At 61.7% G+C, this 16747-nt stretch carries 12 protein-coding genes; 11 read left to right on the top strand and 1 reads right to left on the bottom strand.

All coding sequences use genetic code 11. The features are described 5' to 3' along the window. Positions 1-17 precede the first annotated feature (17 nt). Positions 18-1775 carry a hypothetical protein gene (locus tag H7A12_08480; GenBank protein ID MCP5320845.1) on the bottom strand — a complete coding sequence of 586 codons (1758 nt, stop codon included), beginning with the start codon at positions 1773-1775 and terminating at the stop codon, positions 18-20. Positions 1776-2254: 479 nt separating this feature from the next. On the opposite strand from H7A12_08480, the gene H7A12_08475 reads away from it, so the two are divergent. The 11 genes from H7A12_08475 (at position 2255) to H7A12_08425 (ending at position 16728) form a co-directional block, all read left to right on the top strand. Beyond that, the gene (locus H7A12_08475; GenBank protein ID MCP5320844.1) at positions 2255-4180 is read left to right on the top strand and encodes a glycosyltransferase family 2 protein; all 1926 of its coding nucleotides are present in this window, start codon (positions 2255-2257) and stop codon (positions 4178-4180) included. Continuing rightward, the gene (locus tag H7A12_08470) at positions 4177-5424 is read left to right on the top strand and encodes a glycosyltransferase family 4 protein (protein ID MCP5320843.1); all 1248 of its coding nucleotides are present in this window, start codon (positions 4177-4179) and stop codon (positions 5422-5424) included. Before H7A12_08475 ends, H7A12_08470 begins: the two co-directional genes overlap by 4 nt. Positions 5425-5432: 8 nt before the next feature. Beyond that, the gene (locus H7A12_08465) at positions 5433-6143 is read left to right on the top strand and encodes a CatB-related O-acetyltransferase (protein MCP5320842.1); all 711 of its coding nucleotides are present in this window, start codon (positions 5433-5435) and stop codon (positions 6141-6143) included. Next, on the top strand, positions 6140-7297 hold the full coding sequence (locus H7A12_08460) for a polysaccharide pyruvyl transferase family protein (GenBank protein MCP5320841.1): 1158 nt from the start codon (positions 6140-6142) through the stop codon (positions 7295-7297). The genes H7A12_08465 and H7A12_08460 overlap by 4 nt, the downstream gene beginning before the upstream one ends. A gap of 264 nt (positions 7298-7561) precedes the next feature. Continuing rightward, positions 7562-8353 (top strand): ABC transporter permease, encoded by a 792-nt coding sequence (locus tag H7A12_08455; protein MCP5320840.1) that lies wholly within the window; start codon positions 7562-7564, stop codon positions 8351-8353. Then, complete coding sequence (locus tag H7A12_08450) at positions 8350-9015, top strand: ABC transporter ATP-binding protein (protein MCP5320839.1); 666 nt, start codon at positions 8350-8352, stop codon at positions 9013-9015. The genes H7A12_08455 and H7A12_08450 overlap by 4 nt, the downstream gene beginning before the upstream one ends. A gap of 62 nt (positions 9016-9077) precedes the next feature. Further along, positions 9078-10181, top strand: a complete 1104-nt coding sequence (locus tag H7A12_08445; protein MCP5320838.1) for a chain-length determining protein — start codon at positions 9078-9080, stop codon at positions 10179-10181. A 4-nt stretch (positions 10182-10185) separates the two neighbouring features. Beyond that, complete coding sequence (locus H7A12_08440) at positions 10186-11910, top strand: SLBB domain-containing protein (protein MCP5320837.1); 1725 nt, start codon at positions 10186-10188, stop codon at positions 11908-11910. Continuing rightward, positions 11910-14549: a glycosyltransferase gene (locus H7A12_08435; protein ID MCP5320836.1), complete on the top strand. Its 2640-nt coding sequence runs from the start codon at positions 11910-11912 to the stop codon at positions 14547-14549. The genes H7A12_08440 and H7A12_08435 overlap by 1 nt, the downstream gene beginning before the upstream one ends. Further along, entirely contained in the window at positions 14546-15556 is a 1011-nt protein-coding gene (locus tag H7A12_08430) for a hypothetical protein (GenBank protein ID MCP5320835.1), read from the top strand. The genes H7A12_08435 and H7A12_08430 overlap by 4 nt, the downstream gene beginning before the upstream one ends. Next, the gene (locus H7A12_08425; GenBank protein MCP5320834.1) at positions 15556-16728 is read left to right on the top strand and encodes a hypothetical protein; all 1173 of its coding nucleotides are present in this window, start codon (positions 15556-15558) and stop codon (positions 16726-16728) included. Before H7A12_08430 ends, H7A12_08425 begins: the two co-directional genes overlap by 1 nt. The last annotated feature ends 19 nt before the right edge of the window (positions 16729-16747 follow it).

The following is a 16747-nucleotide window of genomic DNA, read 5'->3' as shown; positions in this document are numbered from 1 at the left end:
AGTTGGAAGCCATGCACTCATGGTCTCCAGTCTGCTCGCAGCCTATTCAGGGTGACCGTGGCATGCGGCGCGGCAAGCTTCAGTCGTAGACGTATTTGTACGGTTTCCGAAGGGAGCGTTACCACGCCGCCGCGCGTGGTCCACTTGGAGGAGACAGGAATCTCCACCGCCAGTGCCGCGATCTCGACGCCCGAGGTGTTGAGTGCAAGTACATCGACAGTTGACTGCGTGGTGGAAAGGAAGGCGCCGTACACCATCAGTCGGCCTGGCATTGCAGGTGCCGCGGGAGACATCACATAAGCCCCTGGATGTTCGCAGCCGGAAGCACTGCTGCAGGGAAGGTCTTGTGTGGCCAGGGTCATCGCCTGAGTTCCGTCAGCCAGTGCTGCAGAGAATGTGGACGGGGTGCACCCAGAGCAATCGCTCCAATGACGCCAGCCGTCGGGAATCCCCGTGGCAAAGGATGTTTCCAGAACTGGTACGGATTTGCAGCGTCCGGAACGGCAACGTCCGACCGGACACGCTGCGCCTTCCGCCGCGTTCTCACACGACCCGGCCGCAGTCTGATATAGCTGCAGCCAGTCGGCGACAGGGTCGGACGGGAGGATGGTCATGCAAGTAGGAACGTCGGGGCAGGCCTGGAAAAAATCCCATGCCCAGACAGCGCTGAATGGTACGTTTTCGTCGACGATGGTGGTCACGACGTGACGCGTGAAAACCGAAGCGGGGTCGCCGTTGCACGGGGCATTTTGGATGCAACTTACGCTTCCGGCACGTGCTTCACCGTATTCGCCTACGAAGAGCTTGCGACCCGCCTTCTGCGCCGCTGCCTGTGCCACATGGAGAAGCGGCTCACCCGTCGTATCGGTGTCACCAAACCGGCCTTTTCCCGGGTAATGGTGCACACTGATCCAGTCCACTCCCGAAGGATGAAGCTGCATCAGGGCCTCTGCATATTGAGCCGGTGAATCCGGTGTCATGTCGCAATGAGGGCACGGGTGGCGTGAGAGGTGCCACGCAGCAGGCCGGGGGTGTGCGTTGCCGGATGAAAACGGCTTTCCGGGGTCCAGCGTGTGAACCAGTGCCGCCATGGATGCAGTGAATGTGCCGAGGTCTTGCACGACCGTATTGACGCCTCGGCAACCGTTGCAGGAAAAAATGTTGTCTGCTGCTGTTCTGCGGCACGGCGTACCACGGTTCGGCGACAGATTGCCGCATGCGTTCGCCGCGCCATCTTCGGGACACACGCTGCAACGCGAGACGTCCATATCGGCGGCCAGGTTGAACTCGTTGCCCATCTCCCAGGCGAGGATGACGTTCCTTCCTGCATAGCGCTGGACGACCGTCGAAACATAAGCCTCGGCTCGGCTACGGGTTTCGGAGCCTGGCGTGAAAAGGGCAGAAAGGGGTTCCCCGCTGATGTCCGGCCACAGGTGGATATTCCATAACAGGCTGGGAACGAGTCGAAGCCCCCGTGCCTCTGCGTCCATTACCAGTTCGTCGAATGCAGCCATGTATGCGCCCGGATTGTTCACGAAACTGCTGCCGGTGGTCATGTCCATGGGCCAGTATCCGCTGGCGATGAAGCGAGCATGCGTGAAGCCGGCCGCTCGCGCGCTATCCATGGACTTGCGCATCGCTTGCGCACCGCCAGGCGCCAAACCCAGGTAGCCCAGAAGCAGGTTGGGAAGGTTTACGCCCATGGGACGCACGGTCGGAAACCCGGCTTTCGGCGCTGGCGGCAAGGGTATCGATGCACGAGAAGCCAGCAGCACCGGTGAATGCCGTGTACTTGCATTCACGGGTGATGTATCGGGCCCGGATATTTCGGAGCTCGCATGGTGTCCGGGTCGATGGGATGTTTCTGCGGGCGAATTTCCTGATGCGTAACCGCTGAGGCAACAACACAGCATCACGAGGCAGTAGACCAGGCGACGTCCGTTCATGGGTTGACCTCGGTAGTCTTGAGGTATTGGTGGGTAGATTGGTAGATGGATTGGTGGATGGATCTGCATGTGGTCCGACTTTTTTTACTCTGAACCCGAGCAGAGGTCTTGTCCAGTTCGTGCTTGCATGCGCAGGCAGCGGCATCCGTTTGCGATGGCTCCGAGGCACCGGTTCATGGCTGGAGCGCGGATCCGGGACTCCGGGATCGCGATGAAATGTGCTGAAAATGCGCTGCAACGATGGCATCATGCCGCCGCGCAGCAGGGCGTTTTCCAGGGCGTTGCACGAGGCACAGGGAGAACTGCGGGTGGCAGAAGATCGTACAGCGTCTCATGAGGCCCAGGCTTTCAGCGCAGCCGCCGCCTCAAGTCAGATCATCCGGATGGCCGATGCCGCGCCGCTGAGAGGGCATGCCGATTTCGCGTGTCTTTCCGATGATGGCGGCCTGGCGGTGATCGGGTGGTACACCGATCCGGAGCGGCAGGTGAAGGGATTCGCGCTGCTCAGAAAGGAAGATGGCGGTCTGCTCAAGAAGGACAGATACTCGGCGGCGCTTCTCGATCCGAATGGTGATCCATGTGCAGTTGCACGAGTGCCGCGTGCCGATGTCGCCCAAGCACTGTCTGTGCAAGAGGACAACTTCGGGTTTGTGCTCGTCGTGCGTGCGGTGAATCCGAATGATCAGCTTGCGTTCGCATTGTCGGATGGCCGTTACGTCCGCCTGCCGCTCGTGTTGTCCGGGAGTCCCGAAGAAATGAAATCGATGCTGCATCGCTGTTGGGCTCATTCCGGTGCTGCATTGCTCCACCTGCTGGAGAGCAAGCTTGGAAAGGAAAGCACACTGGCACAAGTGCTTGCTGGTATGACGGACGACCGCAAGTCGCAGTCGGCGGCAATCGAACGGCCGGATCTGGTTGAGGCTTACGTCGATCGCGCCTACGCGCTCGGTGATGACGGGCTTCTGATGTACGGCTGGCGAATCGTGCCTTGGGACAAGCCGGTTTCCGTTTCGGTGGTCGATGGCAGTGGGAGATCCGTGGAGGTTGGTCACCGATTTGTCGATACCTTGCGCAAGGACGTTGCCGAGGCGTACCGCAGCAAATACCCGCGGATGGATGCCTGGTGCGGTTTTGTGTGCCACGCGACCATGCCGACCAGCGTGGGTGAGGCACGTATTCTTCGATTCGATTTCGGGCCGACGGGTAGTGTCGATCTGAAGATTCCAACCGGCAAGCGTGATATCGACGGAGTCGAGTTGATGCGAGAGATGCTTGGAATGATCCCTGCCGTGGATCAATCGCGCCACATACTGCATCGTCTCTTCGAAAATGGATTGGGCGTTGCCCTGGATACGGTGAATCGTGGTCGGCCTGTCTTTGCTGGCACGGTCGATACCTGTCAGTTCGGTGCATTCAACGAGACAGCGGATATATCCGTCATCGTGCCCCTGTATGGTCGTTTTGATTTTCTCCGTCACCAGCTTGCGCAGTTCGCCGATGACAGCGATTTCAAACGCGTCGATCTGATCTATGTCGTCGATGATCCAAATATAGTCAGTGAAACGATCGCATTGGCTGCGCGATACCAGGCGTTGTTCGGGATACCGTTCCGGATTCTTTCCTATGGCGAGAACCGGGGCTTTGCCGGCGCCAACAATATCGGCGTGCGTCATGCGATCGGCGAGACGGTGGTGTTGCTGAATTCGGATGTGATTCCGCAGGCGCCAGGCTGGATCTCCACATTGACGAACGCGCTGCGCACGCTCCCGGATGCGGGAATCGTGGCGCCGCTGTTGCTGTTCGGTGATGGATCCGTACAGCACGCCGGCATGTATCCTCGCATGGATGCGGCACTCCCGGGCTTTCTCCTGAATACCCACAGAGGCATGGGATTCGTGTGGAACGGCGATACGCAGCCGTTTGAAGCACCGATGCTGACCGCAGCATGTATCGCAATGCGCAAGCAGGATTACGACGAGGTCGGCGGTTTCGACGAGGGGTACCTGGTCGGTGATTTCGAGGATTCCGACCTCTGCCTCGCGCTGCGCAAGCGCGGAAAGCGGCTGTGGATGGTGCCGGAGGTGCGGCTCTGGCATCTGGAGCGGCAATCCCAGAATCTGGGCAATGTAGTCGGTCAGCGGCAGTTGATCACCTTGTTCAATGGCTGGCGCTACCAGCAAAAAATCCGGAAGGGTGTATTGACCGATCCTCGAGGCGTGGAGCTTGCGGGATGAAAATCGTTGTATTCAGCCATGCGCATCCCGTATTCAGCAAGGGCGGTGGAGAACTGGCGGCCTACTATCTGTGGCAGGGTCTGGATTCACATCCGGAACATCAGGCGTGGTTCATCGGACGTGGTCAGCCGGAAATCATGCACAAGTTCACGACGCTGGCGGCAATCGGAGAGCGTGACTACCTGGTTGCCGGCAATGCCGGAATTCCGGAGCTGGTGGCAACCACGCCGCTCGATCCCGATAGCGATATCGCCGAGTTGCTGAAGAGCATCCAGCCCGATGTGGTGCATTTCCACCACTATGTGCATCTGGGCATCGAGATGATTCGTGTCGTCAGGCAGGCCTGCCCGCGTGCGCGGATATTCATGACGCTGCATGAATACATCGCGATCTGCATGAACAACGGTCAGATGGTAAAGACCGATGGCAAGCTGTGTCATCGCTACAGTCCACGCGAGTGCCATCTGTGTTTTCCGCATGTTTCGCCAGAGGATTTCTTTCTGCGCGAACAGTACATCAAGAGTTTCTTCCGGCTGGTCGATACTTTCATTTCGCCGAGCGAATTCCTGCGCGACCGTTATGTGGCGTGGGGTATCGCTCCGGAGCGCATCGTCGTCATCGAGAATGGCCTGCCGGAGGGGGAAAGAATCGAACTGCGTTCGCTGCGTTCAGGAGAAGTGCGCGGCCGCTTCGGCTACTTCGGCCAGATCAATCCGTACAAGGGCGTCGATGTGGTCCTGGAGGCATTTTCACGCCTGCCGAAACGGATTCGCAAACAGGTCACACTGGATATCTTCGGCTCGGGGCTGGGCAATCAGCCTCCACCTTTCCAGGAGAAGATCGATACGTTGCTTCGCGAGTGCAAGGACACGGTTCGCCTGCACGGTCCCTACGAACCCGAGGAAATGCCGCGTTTGATGGAAGAGGTCGACTGGGTGGTGATGGGGTCGATCTGGTGGGAGAACTCGCCGCTGGTCATCCAGGAGGCATTCAAGTACGGTCGGCCGATCATCACGCCGGATATCGGCGGCATGGCAGAAAAGGTCAGACCCGGCTGTGGCGGGCTCAACTACCGCGCGCGCGACGGTGTGTCGCTGGCGGGAGTGATCCAGCGCGTAGTGGAGGAACCGGATCTGTTCGAGCGATTGCGTGGTACCTTGCCGGAGTACTCCGGGATCGGTGATGTCACAGAGCGACATCTGCGTCTCTATGGGGAAACTCTGACTTCAATGGATTCATTGTGAATGCTGCGATGGATGTCTTGGCCCGTTTGAGAGAGAAGGGACTTATTCTGGCCCGGAATCCTCCGCGTCTGGACCCCGCCAGCAGGTTCGAACTACCTTGCGTCATCCAGGCGGATCTGGCACCGATGAACCGGATCACTGTGGGTGCGTTTACCGGTATATACGGTGGCAGGCTCGGTCACTGCTCGATTGGTCGGTACTGTTCTATCGCCCCCGGTGTCGACATCGCGTCTGACCAGCATCCGACTGATTGGTTCTCCACTTCGATGATTCAGTACGTTTCCAATGTGCATGGGTGGGGAGACTGGCTGTTGGCGCAAGGAGAGGCTTATTGTGAACCGGTTGTATCGTTCAACTCGAACTCACCGGTCGAAATTGCGAACGATGTCTGGATTGGCAAGAATGCGATCGTGAAATCGGGCGTGAAGATCGGAAATGGAGCAATCGTCGCGGCGGGCGCGGTGGTGGTTCGTGACGTCCCGCCGTATGCCATCGTGGCCGGGGTGCCGGGCGTAATCAAGCGATTTCGCTTTTCGAATGAGGTGATCGACCGTCTCCTGCGGCTCGAATGGTGGCGCTACAACATCATGGGTGTCCGGGCCCTGGATCCTCGGAACGTTGCGGATGTGCTTGACCGGCTGGAAGGCATGATAGGCGAGGGCAATTTGACGCCTTTTCAGGGAATTGAGCTTGCAGCAAGAGAGTTCCAGACACCATGAAGCCATTTTTGCTCGGATTTGCACCGTGCATCGACTCGAGCCCGTTCATGTCGACTGATGGTGCGTTTCGTTCCGTCGGAGAGAACACCGGGAATCTTGCGTTCTGTTACGCGATCGACAGGCAGCTTGGCGGGGGGTTGTCGAGTTTCCTGTGGCATACGCCGGCCTCGGTAATCGATGCGCAGGCAGGTATCGGGGTCATCACGCTCGCCAACCAACTGGGTGCGCATGTCGATTATTCCTATCTCGTGAAAGGATTTCGTGCGATTCAGTCGCCTCTGGTTGGAATCGGGTTGGGGGCTCAGGCTGGAAGCGCAGATGTTGTTCCGGAGGTTCCGAAAGGCACCCTTGACTGGATCAGGGCGATACAGGACAGGTCGTTGCACGGCGCGCCGAACATCGGTGTACGGGGAGACTATTCCCTGTCGGTGCTGGAGCACTACGGGCTCGGGAAGCGCGCACTGGTAACGGGATGCCCCACATTGTTTATCAATCCCGACGTGAACCTCGGGGGATTGATTGCATCGCGGTTCGTTGCGACCGGGACCGGGTGCGTTGCGGTCTCGGCCGGTCATCAACGGTGGCATCACTTGCAGCGGATCGAAGCTTCACTCGCGGCGATTGCAATGGCATCCGGCGGAGCCTATGTGACCCAGAGCCCGCTCGAAATGGTGACGCTCGGGCGTGGCGACTTCGATGGACTGGATGAGGGAACTGAAGCAGCATTGCGAGCGTATATCGCACCCCAGATGTCGCTGCATGAATTCAGGGCATGGGCAACCTCACATGCGCAAGCCTTCTTTTCAGCTGCAGCGTGGATGGAATACCTGCGGCGCTTTGATTTTGTTGTAGGAACCCGGATTCACGGGGTGATGCTCGGGTTGCAATCAGGAATTCCGGGCCTGTGTGTGGCTCATGATTCCAGAACCAGAGAGCTTTGCGAAACGATGAAGGTTCCGTTTGTCATGGCGTCCCAGGTCTTGCAGGGAATGACGAGAGACGACCTTACGACACTGTTCGACTTTGACCCGGATGCCTTTGATGCCAACCGCCGTGCGCGAGCGCGAGACTATGTGGAGTTCCTGCGGAGCAATGGACTCGTTCCGGATTCCTATCTTGTAAAGCTGGCCGACTCCGGACGGGCGAACGCTTGATCTGTCTCGTCGCGCCTTTTGCCACGAAGGATGTGACGGCCAGGCAGAATATTCATAGAGGCTTCATTCAGCGAGCCGTGTTCATATTTCGCATGTGTCAGTGTCGGCATTTTGTGGCATAGGATGTTTCATCCAACCCTCCTCCTGAGTACTATGGGCCGCCTTGGCTCCGACCGCCGGCGGCTCGTGTTGCATATCGGGATGGCTGGTCGGATGCCGGGAGTCCAGAGAGATCCTCGCCATTGCGGAACAGCGTGAATTTTCATGTCAGGACGACCCCCGCGTAACCCGCTGACGGTCACGTTTGCCGTATGGAACGCGCTGCTGCTGCGTGAAGCCCTGTCGCGTCTGTTCGGCCGGCGCGCCGCCTGGTTCTGGCTGCTGTTCGAGCCGATCTTTCATGTCGCCTACCTGATGCTGCTCTTTACCGTGATCCGGATCCGGCATGTGGGCGGGATCGCCACGCCGTTGTGGTTGATGCTGGGTCTGCTGGCGTACTTCATGTTCGAACACGCACAGCGTCAGGGAATGATGGCGATCCAGTTCAACCGGGCGCTGTTCGTTTACAGGCAGGTATTGCCGGTAGATGCGGTACTGGTGCGTGTTGCGCTCGAGGGTACTCTGATGGTGGTGGTGTCGCTGGCGATGCTGGCCGGTGGGGGCTTGCTCGGACTACAGGTGTTGCCTGCGGATCCGTTACTGGTGCTGACAGCGATGCTGGGTTTGTGGCTGTTCGGACTGGGCCTTGGACTGTGCTCGTCGGTGGTTGCGGAGCTGTCACCGGAAGGCGGCAAACTGTGGCTGATGATGATGCGACCGCTGTATATGATCTCGGGAGTGATGTTCCCTATCGCAGCGGTTCCGCTGCCGTACCGTGACTGGCTGGCGGTGAACCCGCTGGTGCACGGGCTTGATGCCGTGCGTCTCGGCTTCGCTCCGTACTATCACGAAGTTTCCGGTCTCAGCATTGCCTATCTCTACGAGTGTGCGATCGTGTTCCTGCTGCTCGGGTTGATATTGCATGTGGCGCTGGCGCGCAGGATCGTTGCCCAGTGATCATTGTGCGCGACGTGTACAAGCGCTATCAGACCGATCATGGTCCCGGCCCGTGGGTGTTGCAGGGAATCAACCTGGTGATTCCGCCACGGACCAATGTGGGGCTGGTCGGGCGCAATGGCGCCGGAAAGACGACCTTGCTGCAACTGATCGGCGGCATCGACCGTCCGAACCGTGGACAGGTCGAACGCCATTGTCGGGTATCATGGCCGATGGGTAGCAGCGGTGGCCTGCAGAACATGCTCACGGGGCGCCAGAACGCCAAGTTCGTGTGTCGTGTACACGGGCATGATCATGATCTGCACGAGAAAATCGAGCAGATCCGCGAATTTGCGGATCTGGGCAAGATGTTCGATGAACCGGTCAAGACCTACTCCTCGGGCATGAGATCGCGCTTGCAGTTCGCGTTGTCGCTGGCAGTCGAGTTCGATGTGTACATCTCGGACGAGGTGACTGCAGCGGGCGATGCCGCGTTTCGGGGCAAGGCCCAGAAGGCATTCGCCGACCTGGTCGGCAGGGCCGGCCTGATCATGGTGGCGCACGGTGAGGAGATGCTGAAGCAGTTCTGCACGGCAGGCATCCTGCTTCACGGCGGACACGCGCAGTGGTTCGATCGTATCGGAGACGCTCTCGCAGCGTACAAGGAAAGCTTGCAGGCATGAACGTGTACCGGAATCTGCAGAGAACACGTCTGTCGAATGCCGTTGCGAGATACGTAGTTCCGGTGCGTGGGTGGCTGACGCTCGATCGGGTGCGGCAGAGTGTCTTTCCTGCGGCCCTGCTGTTGTCGCTGCTGGCGGCGGTGTACTGGCTGCTGATTGCTTCGGACCGCTACGTGTCGGTGGCGCATGTGATCATCCAGCGTACCGATATGAGCGGCGGTCAGACGGTGGATTTCTCGGGCCTGCTCGGCAACGTCGGAGGCGTGGCATCGGACCAGTTGCTGCTGCGTGACCACCTGCTTTCCACCGACATGCTGCTCGCGCTCGATGCGAAGCTCGGGCTGCGTGAGCACTACAGCGACTGGCACCGCGATCCGTTGTCCCGGATGTGGTCGGGCGATGAACCACTGGAAGAGTTCCACGAGTACTGGTTGAAGCGGGTGAGCGTGGAGTTCGACGAATACACCGGTGTGCTGGTGATCAAGGCGCAGGCCTATGACCCGGATACGGCGTATGCGATCGTCACGATGCTCGTCACGGAGGGCGAGCGACACATGAACGCGATTGCGCACGAGCTCGCGCGTGGCCAGGTCGAGTTCCTGGAGCGGCAGGTGGAGCAGATGAACGAACGAGCCATGGCGGCACGCCAGGCGGTGATCGCCTTCCAGAACGAAAAGGGGTTGGCTTCACCGCAGGGAGCGGCAGAGGCGCTGGAGGCAATCATCGGCAAGCTGGAGGCGCAGCTTACCGAACTGCAGACGCGACGCAATGCGATGCTGGGCTACCTGATGCCCAAGAGTCCTGACGTGGTCGAGCTCGATCTGCAGATCGCTGCGACGCGTCAACAGATCGAACGCGAACAGAGCCGTATCGCCGCACCCGACGGCGATACGCTGAACCGGACGGTCGAGGAATTCCAGCGCCTCGAAATGCTGGCCCACTTCACGCAGGACGTCTACAAGACCGCGCTGGTCGCACTGGAAAAGGGGCGCATCGAGGCGACGCGGGCGCTGAAGAAGGTCTCGGTCCTGCAGTCTCCGACCCGGCCGCAGTCCCCGCTGCAGCCACAACGGATCTACAACAGCATCGTCTTTCTGTTGCTGAGTCTGGTCCTCGCCGGCGTCATCAAGCTTATCGTCGTCATCATCCGCGATCACAGGGACTGATTACATGGCGCGTCTGATCCTCCTGTTGCTTTGTGCGCTGTCGCTGGCGCCGCTGCATGCTGCAAACGACCCGTTCACCGATATCGCCGCGACGCTGGGTGTCAAGAGCGCCGAGGCGGTACCGCGCAAGAAGCTGGAAATTCCCGAGGCTGCGCTTCCGGCTGCGGCTGAAGCGCTTTCTAACCAGGCACCGTCCTTCGACTATTCGGTGAACCTGAAGAGCAATGTGTTCGGTGCGCAATTGTTCACCGGCAGCTTTGCGCGTGCCGGTGCGACCCGCTTCAACCCGGATTATGCGGTTGCGGTGGGTGATCGTATCCAGGTGCGTTTCTGGGGCGGTTTCGAGTACGACGCACTGCTCGAAGTCGACCCGAAGGGCAACCTGTTCCTGCCACACGTGGGGCCGGTGCCGGTGCTCGGTGTGCGTAACGAGGACCTGCAGCGGATCGTCGAGTCGGCCGTGGCGCGGGTGTTCCGGGCCAACGTCTACAGCTACGCGACGCTGGCGGCGGCACAACCGGTGCGCGTGTTCGTCGGTGGCAACGTGAACCGGCCGGGGCTTTACAACGGCACCAGCATGGACAGCCTGCTGCATTACCTGGATCAGGCCGGTGGTATCGATGCCGAGCGTGGCAGCTTCCTCGACGTGCAGGTCAAGCGCGGCGATACGGTGCGCGCGCAGGTGAACCTCTACGATTTTCTGCTCGATGGCCGCATGCCGCTGGTGCAGCTCGCCGACGGCGACGTGATCTTCGTGCCGCCGCGTTACAGCACCGTGATGGTGAGCGGGCTGGTGCAGAACGCGAAGCGTTTCGAGTTTCGGGAGGGCACGCTCACGGTCGCCGGGCTGATGCGTTTCGCCAAGCCGCTGGCGCAGGCGACGCACGTGCGCGTGGTGCGCAACACCGGCAACATCCGCAACGTCGAGTACTACCCGCTCGCAGAGGGAGCTGAAGTCCCGTTGGGCAATGGCGATGAACTCGTGTTCACCGCGGACAAGAAGCCGGGCACGATCACGGTGCGGGTCGAGGGCGAACACCAGAGCGCGCAGGAGTACGTGTTGCCGTACGGCGCGCGGCTCGGTGATCTGCTGCCGCGCATCGAATTCTCGGAACGCTCCGACGCAGCCAGCCTGCAACTGTTCCGTGAAAGCGTGCGTGCAAGGCAGAAGGAAATGCTGGATACCTCCTTGAAGAGCCTCGAGGCAGCCGCGCTGACGGCGCGCTCCGGTACCAGCGACGAGGCACGGTTGCGCAAGGAAGAAGCCGAACTGCTGCTCACCTGGGTGGAGCGTGCGCGCAAGGTGATGCCGCTCGGTCAGGTGCTGATCGCGGGTGCCGAGCAGCGCGATGCGCTGCTGCTGGAGAACGGTGACGTGCTGCGTGTGCCCACACGAGACGGGCTGGTTCTGGTCAGCGGCGAGGTGTTGTTTCCGAACGCGATCGCGTACGACACGGCGCTCGGTCTGGCTGATTACGTGCAGCAGGCTGGCGGTTATACGCAGAATGCCGATGCGACGCGGATCGTGATTGCGCACCGCGACGGCAGTTTCGACGAATACACGAACCGCAAGAAGCTGTTTGCGCGCGAAAAGCCTGTCGATGTGGTGGCGGGTGACGAGATTCTGGTGTTGCCGAAGATCGATGTGAAGTCGCGCCAGATCTGGAAGGACATGACCCAGATCCTGTACCAGATCGCAGTCAGCGCCCGCGTGGTGGTGCGCATGTGATGCCGCGCGCGTTCACGCGACGCGCACGCATCGTTGCAGGCTGGCTGCGCGTGTGGCTGCTCGGCGTGGAAACCTGGCTGGCACGCGTGCTGGGGCTGAGACGGCTGCATCGGCGCCATCTGCACGCACTGGTGCGTGCGAGCGGCCTGTTCGACGCCGACTGGTACCTGCGCCGGAACCAGGACGTGTTGCGTTCCGGCATCGACCCCCTGGACCACTACGTGCGCCATGGTGACCGTGAAGGGCGCCAGCCGATGGCGCTGTTCGACCCGCAGTTCTACCGCTCGCACGCCGGCAAACGACCGCTGCGCGTGAATGCGCTGCTGCACTATGTATACCTCGGTCGCTTCCGGCGCATTTCGCCGAGCGTGTGGTTCGACGTTGCGTACTATCTGAAGCAGAACCGGGACGTGGCACGCTCGGGCGAGGAGCCGCTGCGTCACTACCTGCGTGAAGGAGGTGCCAGCGGGCGTTCTCCGTGCCGGCAGTTCGATGCCGATTACTACCTGCGAAGCAACCCGGACGTGGCGTTGGCTGGCACGAACCCGTTGCTGCACTACCTCGAAACCGGTCGCATCGAAGGCCGTGCGGTGCTTGCGACTCTTGCCGAGGACGAGGTACAGGGACAGCCCGGCGTGCCACGTCCGCCACCGCCTGATGACTGGAGCGATATTCCGCTGATGGTGCCGGGTGACGGACCGTGTGTGGATATCGTCGTGCCCGTATACAGCGGTCGCAACGAAACCCTGCACTGCCTGCGCAGCGTACTGCTGGCGCCGGTGACGACCCGCTTCGAGCTGATCGTGATCGACGATGCCAGTCCCGATGTCGAACTTGCGAGTGCCCTGACGCGCCACGCAGAGCGGGGATTGTTCACGCTGCTGCGCAACGAGTCGAATCGTGGCTTCGTGCGCTCGGCGAACCGCGGCCTGCAGTTGCACCCCGAGCGCGACGTGCTGCTCCTGAACGCGGACACCGAGGTCTTCGGTGACTGGCTCGATCGTCTGCGTACTGCCGCGTTGCGGCATCCGCGCACCGGAACGGTGACGCCACTGTCGAACAACGCGACGATCGCGAGCTATCCACTCACGTTGCGCGATAACCCCTATCCGCTCGAGATCGGTTACGAGACGCTCGATTGCCTGGCCGCGCAGGCCAATGCGGGCGTGGAGGTCGAGGCACCTACCGGGGTCGGTTTCTGCATGTACCTGCGCCGCGACTGTCTGGCTGACACCGGGCTGTTCGATGAAGAGGCCTTCGGGCGTGGCTACGGTGAGGAAAACGATCTGTGCCAGCGAGCGCTGGCCCGTGGTTGGCGCAACGTGATCGCTGCCGATGTTTTTGTGCACCATCTCGGCAGCGTGTCCTTCAAGGGTGAGCGTGCGCGGCGTGTCGACGAGGCGATGCGCGTGATGGATGCGCGTCATCCGGACTACCAGCCCAGCGTACGCCGCTTCATCGATGCGGATCCGCTGCGGCCGGCGCGCCGCGCCCTGGACCGGGCGCGCATGATCGCGCGTGCCGGCGCGAGCAGTGCGCTGATCGTCTGCCATGCCCGAGGGGGTGGCGCCGAGCGCCATGTGGTCGAGGAGGCCGTCCGCCTGCGCAAGGAGGGACGTGGGGTGTTCTACCTGCGCCCGGTACCGGCGGCGCCGGGGCACGTGCACCTCGCGGCACCCGCGGGGATGCAGTTGCCGAACCTGGGTGATTTCGCACTCGCCGATACGGCCGAACTCGCCGCGGTGTTGCGCGAGTTGCGGATAGACGTGATCCACGATCACGGGACGGTGGATTTCCCTGTCGATATGCCGCAACGGCTGCTCGAACTCGCTCAGGCCATCGGGGCACGGATCGAGGTCGACGTGCACGATTACGAGCTGATCTGTCCGCGGATCAACCTCGTCAACGGCAGCGGGCGTTATTGCGGGGAGCCGGGAGTCGAGGGGTGCAACACGTGTCTGGCCGGTGTCGCCAACGATTTCGGCGCGCGCGACATCGTGGGATGGCGCGCCGGGCGGGAGCAACTGGTGCGTGCCGCGGATGCCGTCTGGGTGCCGGATTCGGACGTCGCGGAGCGTCTGCAACGGTACTTCCCCGGAGTCGGGTTCTCGGTCGATCCGCACGAAGCACTGGACATTGCACCGTTGCGCCCATTGACGCCATTCGAGGGAGTCAATGCACCGCTGCGTATCGTCGTGATCGGTGCGCTCGGCAAGATCAAGGGTTACGAGGTGCTGCTCGCCTGTGCGCGCGACGCTGCCAGGCGGCGACTGCCGCTCAGCTTCAGTGTGCTCGGGTACAGCATGAACGACACGCCGCTGATGAATGCAGGCGTGGCGCTGAGCGGCCGCTACCTCGAGTCCGAGGCGGCACAGAAACTTGCCGCACTGGAGCCGCACGCGGTCTGGCTGCCCTCGATATGGCCTGAAACGTACAGCTATACGCTGTCGCTTGCACTCGAAACCGGGTACCCGGTGTTTGCCTTCGATATCGGCGCGATCGCGCGTCGGCTGCGCGACGTGGGGCGCGGCGACAATCTGATGCCGCTGGTGCTGCAGGACGACCCGGGCACGATCAACGCACGCTTTCTCGAGTTCCGGGCCGGCTGGCGCACGCTCGAAGCGATGAGGTTGATGTGAGCCGCGCTGCGCCGTTACTGTTCCTGCACATCGGAATCAACAAGACGGGTTCCAGCGCGATCCAGCGTTTTCTGGCGGAAAACGCCCGCATGTTGCTCCGCCATGGCGTGCTGTATCCGCGTGCCGGCCGGCACGAAAACGCGCATTATCTGCTGAGTCGTGTGCTCGGTTTCGGCCCTGCGGAGAAGAGTCACGACGTTGCCGAAATCGCTTCTGCCCGCACGATTGAACGCTTGCGCGTACGGCTCGAGACCGAGGCTCGCCGCCGTCCGGCAGCACGGGTCGTGCTCAGCTCGGAGCAGTTCGTGCGTCCGCTCGATCCGCGGCCGGTGCGCGAGTTCCTTGCCGCATTCGACTGCCGGATCGTCGTCTACCTGCGCCGTCATGACCATTGGTGGGCGTCGGCGTACGGCCAGGCATTGAAGACGGTGGCGCATCCTCCCTGGGGCATGGGTCCGGAGGCATACATTGCGTGGTCGCAGGAACGCCACCCCGGTCAGCGGCGCTACCGACCGCTGCTCGAACGCTGGTGCAGCGTTTTCGGCAGGGAAAACATCGTCGTGCGACCGTACGAGCCGATGCAGAACCCCGACGGCGTGGTGGCGGACTTCCTGCAGACGATCGGAGTGCCTGAGCTGGCAGTGCAGGCGAGCACGGCGGTCGATCGTGTCAACGTTTCGCTCGATGCCGGTACGCTCGCGCTGCTCGAGATCGTGCAGCGTGCCGGACTGGACGCGCGCACGCAGCGGCGCCTGCGGCGCCGGTTGGTGGATACCGCGATCCCTGCTGCCGACACCCGGATTCTGCCGCCGGCGCTGCGCTGTGAACTGCTGGAGGAGAACCGCGCGGACTATGCATGGATCGCACACGAATTCCTGCAGCGAGACGACGGTCGCCTGTTCCTGGAGCCGGAGCCGGTACTGGATGCGGAGTGGGACGCCGTGAGCGTGCCGAATGACGATCCGAGCCTGTTGCCTCGCTTGCTGCACTGGTTGGAGACCGCCTGATGAGCACAGCGCCAGGCGCTGGCCTGCCGGCAGAAACTGCTGCGTTGGCTGGAAATACGGTGCTTCACGTCGGCATGTCGAAGTGCGGCAGCAGCGCGCTGCAGGCCGTGCTGTCATTCAATCCCGAGCTCGGACGCAGTGCATCTGCGGCGCCGGTGCGCTACGTGGTGCTGCAGAAGAACGGCACACTGGCGACCGGTGCGCGCATTACTGCCTACGCACAGCGGGCTCCCAGCGGGTATGCGCTCTCGGCGCGTGCCAGTGACATGGCGAAGATGGGTCTGGCACGCGTTGCGTTGCTGCGCCGCGAGCTTTCCTCGGCGCGCCGCGACGGTGGCAGGTTGATCCTGTCGAACGAGGGCTGGGTTCACGAGCACGAGGAGTTCCGTGCGGGACGCTTCCTTGAACGCCTCGGCCTCGACTGTTCGGTACTGATCTACGTGCGACCGCAGGTCGAGTGGTGCAATGCCGCCTGGTGGCAGTGGGGCGCGTGGACCGGCCTCGATCTGCCGGCCTGGATCGAAATCCAGCGCGAGCGCATCCAGTGGAATCGTGTGGTTGATGCATGGCGCAGCGTGCCGGGCGTGCGCGAGGTGCATGTGCGGTTGTTGCCACCGGCCATCGTCACCGACTTCTGCGACGTACTGGGTGTCGGTTCGCCCGGCAACGTGATCGTCAATCGCGGCCTGCCCGGCGCGGTGCTGCGGGTGTTCCAGCGGCATCGGAGCCTGCGTCCAGGCCCTCACGATTCGGGTATCGAGTTTGCGATAGGGCGTCACATCGAACTGCCGAACGCGGGGACGCCGTGGGTAATGCCGGCGGACGTGATCGAAGACGTGATCGATACGTGCCGTGACGGAAATCGGCAATTGCTCGAACAGCTCGACCCGGTTCAGCAAGAACGGATGCGGGCGAATCCTGCGTGGTGGGATGCCGCGCAGGTGGTGGAACGCCAGCGATTCCCGTGGCAGGTGCAGCCACCGGTGCCGCAGAGTGTGGATCGGCTGGCAGCTGCGGCGCTCGAGGCCGTGCACCGGCTGGATAAACGCTGCCAGGAGTTGGAATACGACCTTCGGTGCGAGCGTGATCGCCCGTGGTGGCGGCGTTGGCTCGGGCTTGCTGCGCTCGATCCGGCCGGGCCAGACGACGCCGATGTATCGCCACCGGGCTGAATCCTTGCTGCCGCCGTCA

Source organism: Pseudomonadales bacterium (assembly GCA_024234165.1).
In the GTDB taxonomy this organism is placed as follows: domain Bacteria; phylum Pseudomonadota; class Gammaproteobacteria; order Pseudomonadales; family UBA5518; genus UBA5518.
The sequence above is the reverse complement of the archived record's forward strand: the minus strand, read 5'-3'. Positions and strand labels throughout refer to the sequence as shown.

Excerpts from the sequence above, each read along its gene's own strand:
- H7A12_08470 (MCP5320843.1), top strand. The coding sequence starts at position 4,177 with ATGAAAATCGTTGTATTCAGCCATGCGCATCCCGTATTCAGCAAGGGC.
- H7A12_08465 (MCP5320842.1), top strand. The coding sequence starts at position 5,433 with ATGGATGTCTTGGCCCGTTTGAGAGAGAAGGGACTTATTCTGGCCCGG.
- H7A12_08425 (MCP5320834.1), top strand. The coding sequence starts at position 15,556 with ATGAGCACAGCGCCAGGCGCTGGCCTGCCGGCAGAAACTGCTGCGTTG.
- H7A12_08455 (MCP5320840.1), top strand. The coding sequence starts at position 7,562 with ATGTCAGGACGACCCCCGCGTAACCCGCTGACGGTCACGTTTGCCGTA.
- H7A12_08435 (MCP5320836.1), top strand. The coding sequence starts at position 11,910 with ATGCCGCGCGCGTTCACGCGACGCGCACGCATCGTTGCAGGCTGGCTG.
- H7A12_08440 (MCP5320837.1), top strand. The coding sequence starts at position 10,186 with ATGGCGCGTCTGATCCTCCTGTTGCTTTGTGCGCTGTCGCTGGCGCCG.
- H7A12_08460 (MCP5320841.1), top strand. The coding sequence starts at position 6,140 with ATGAAGCCATTTTTGCTCGGATTTGCACCGTGCATCGACTCGAGCCCG.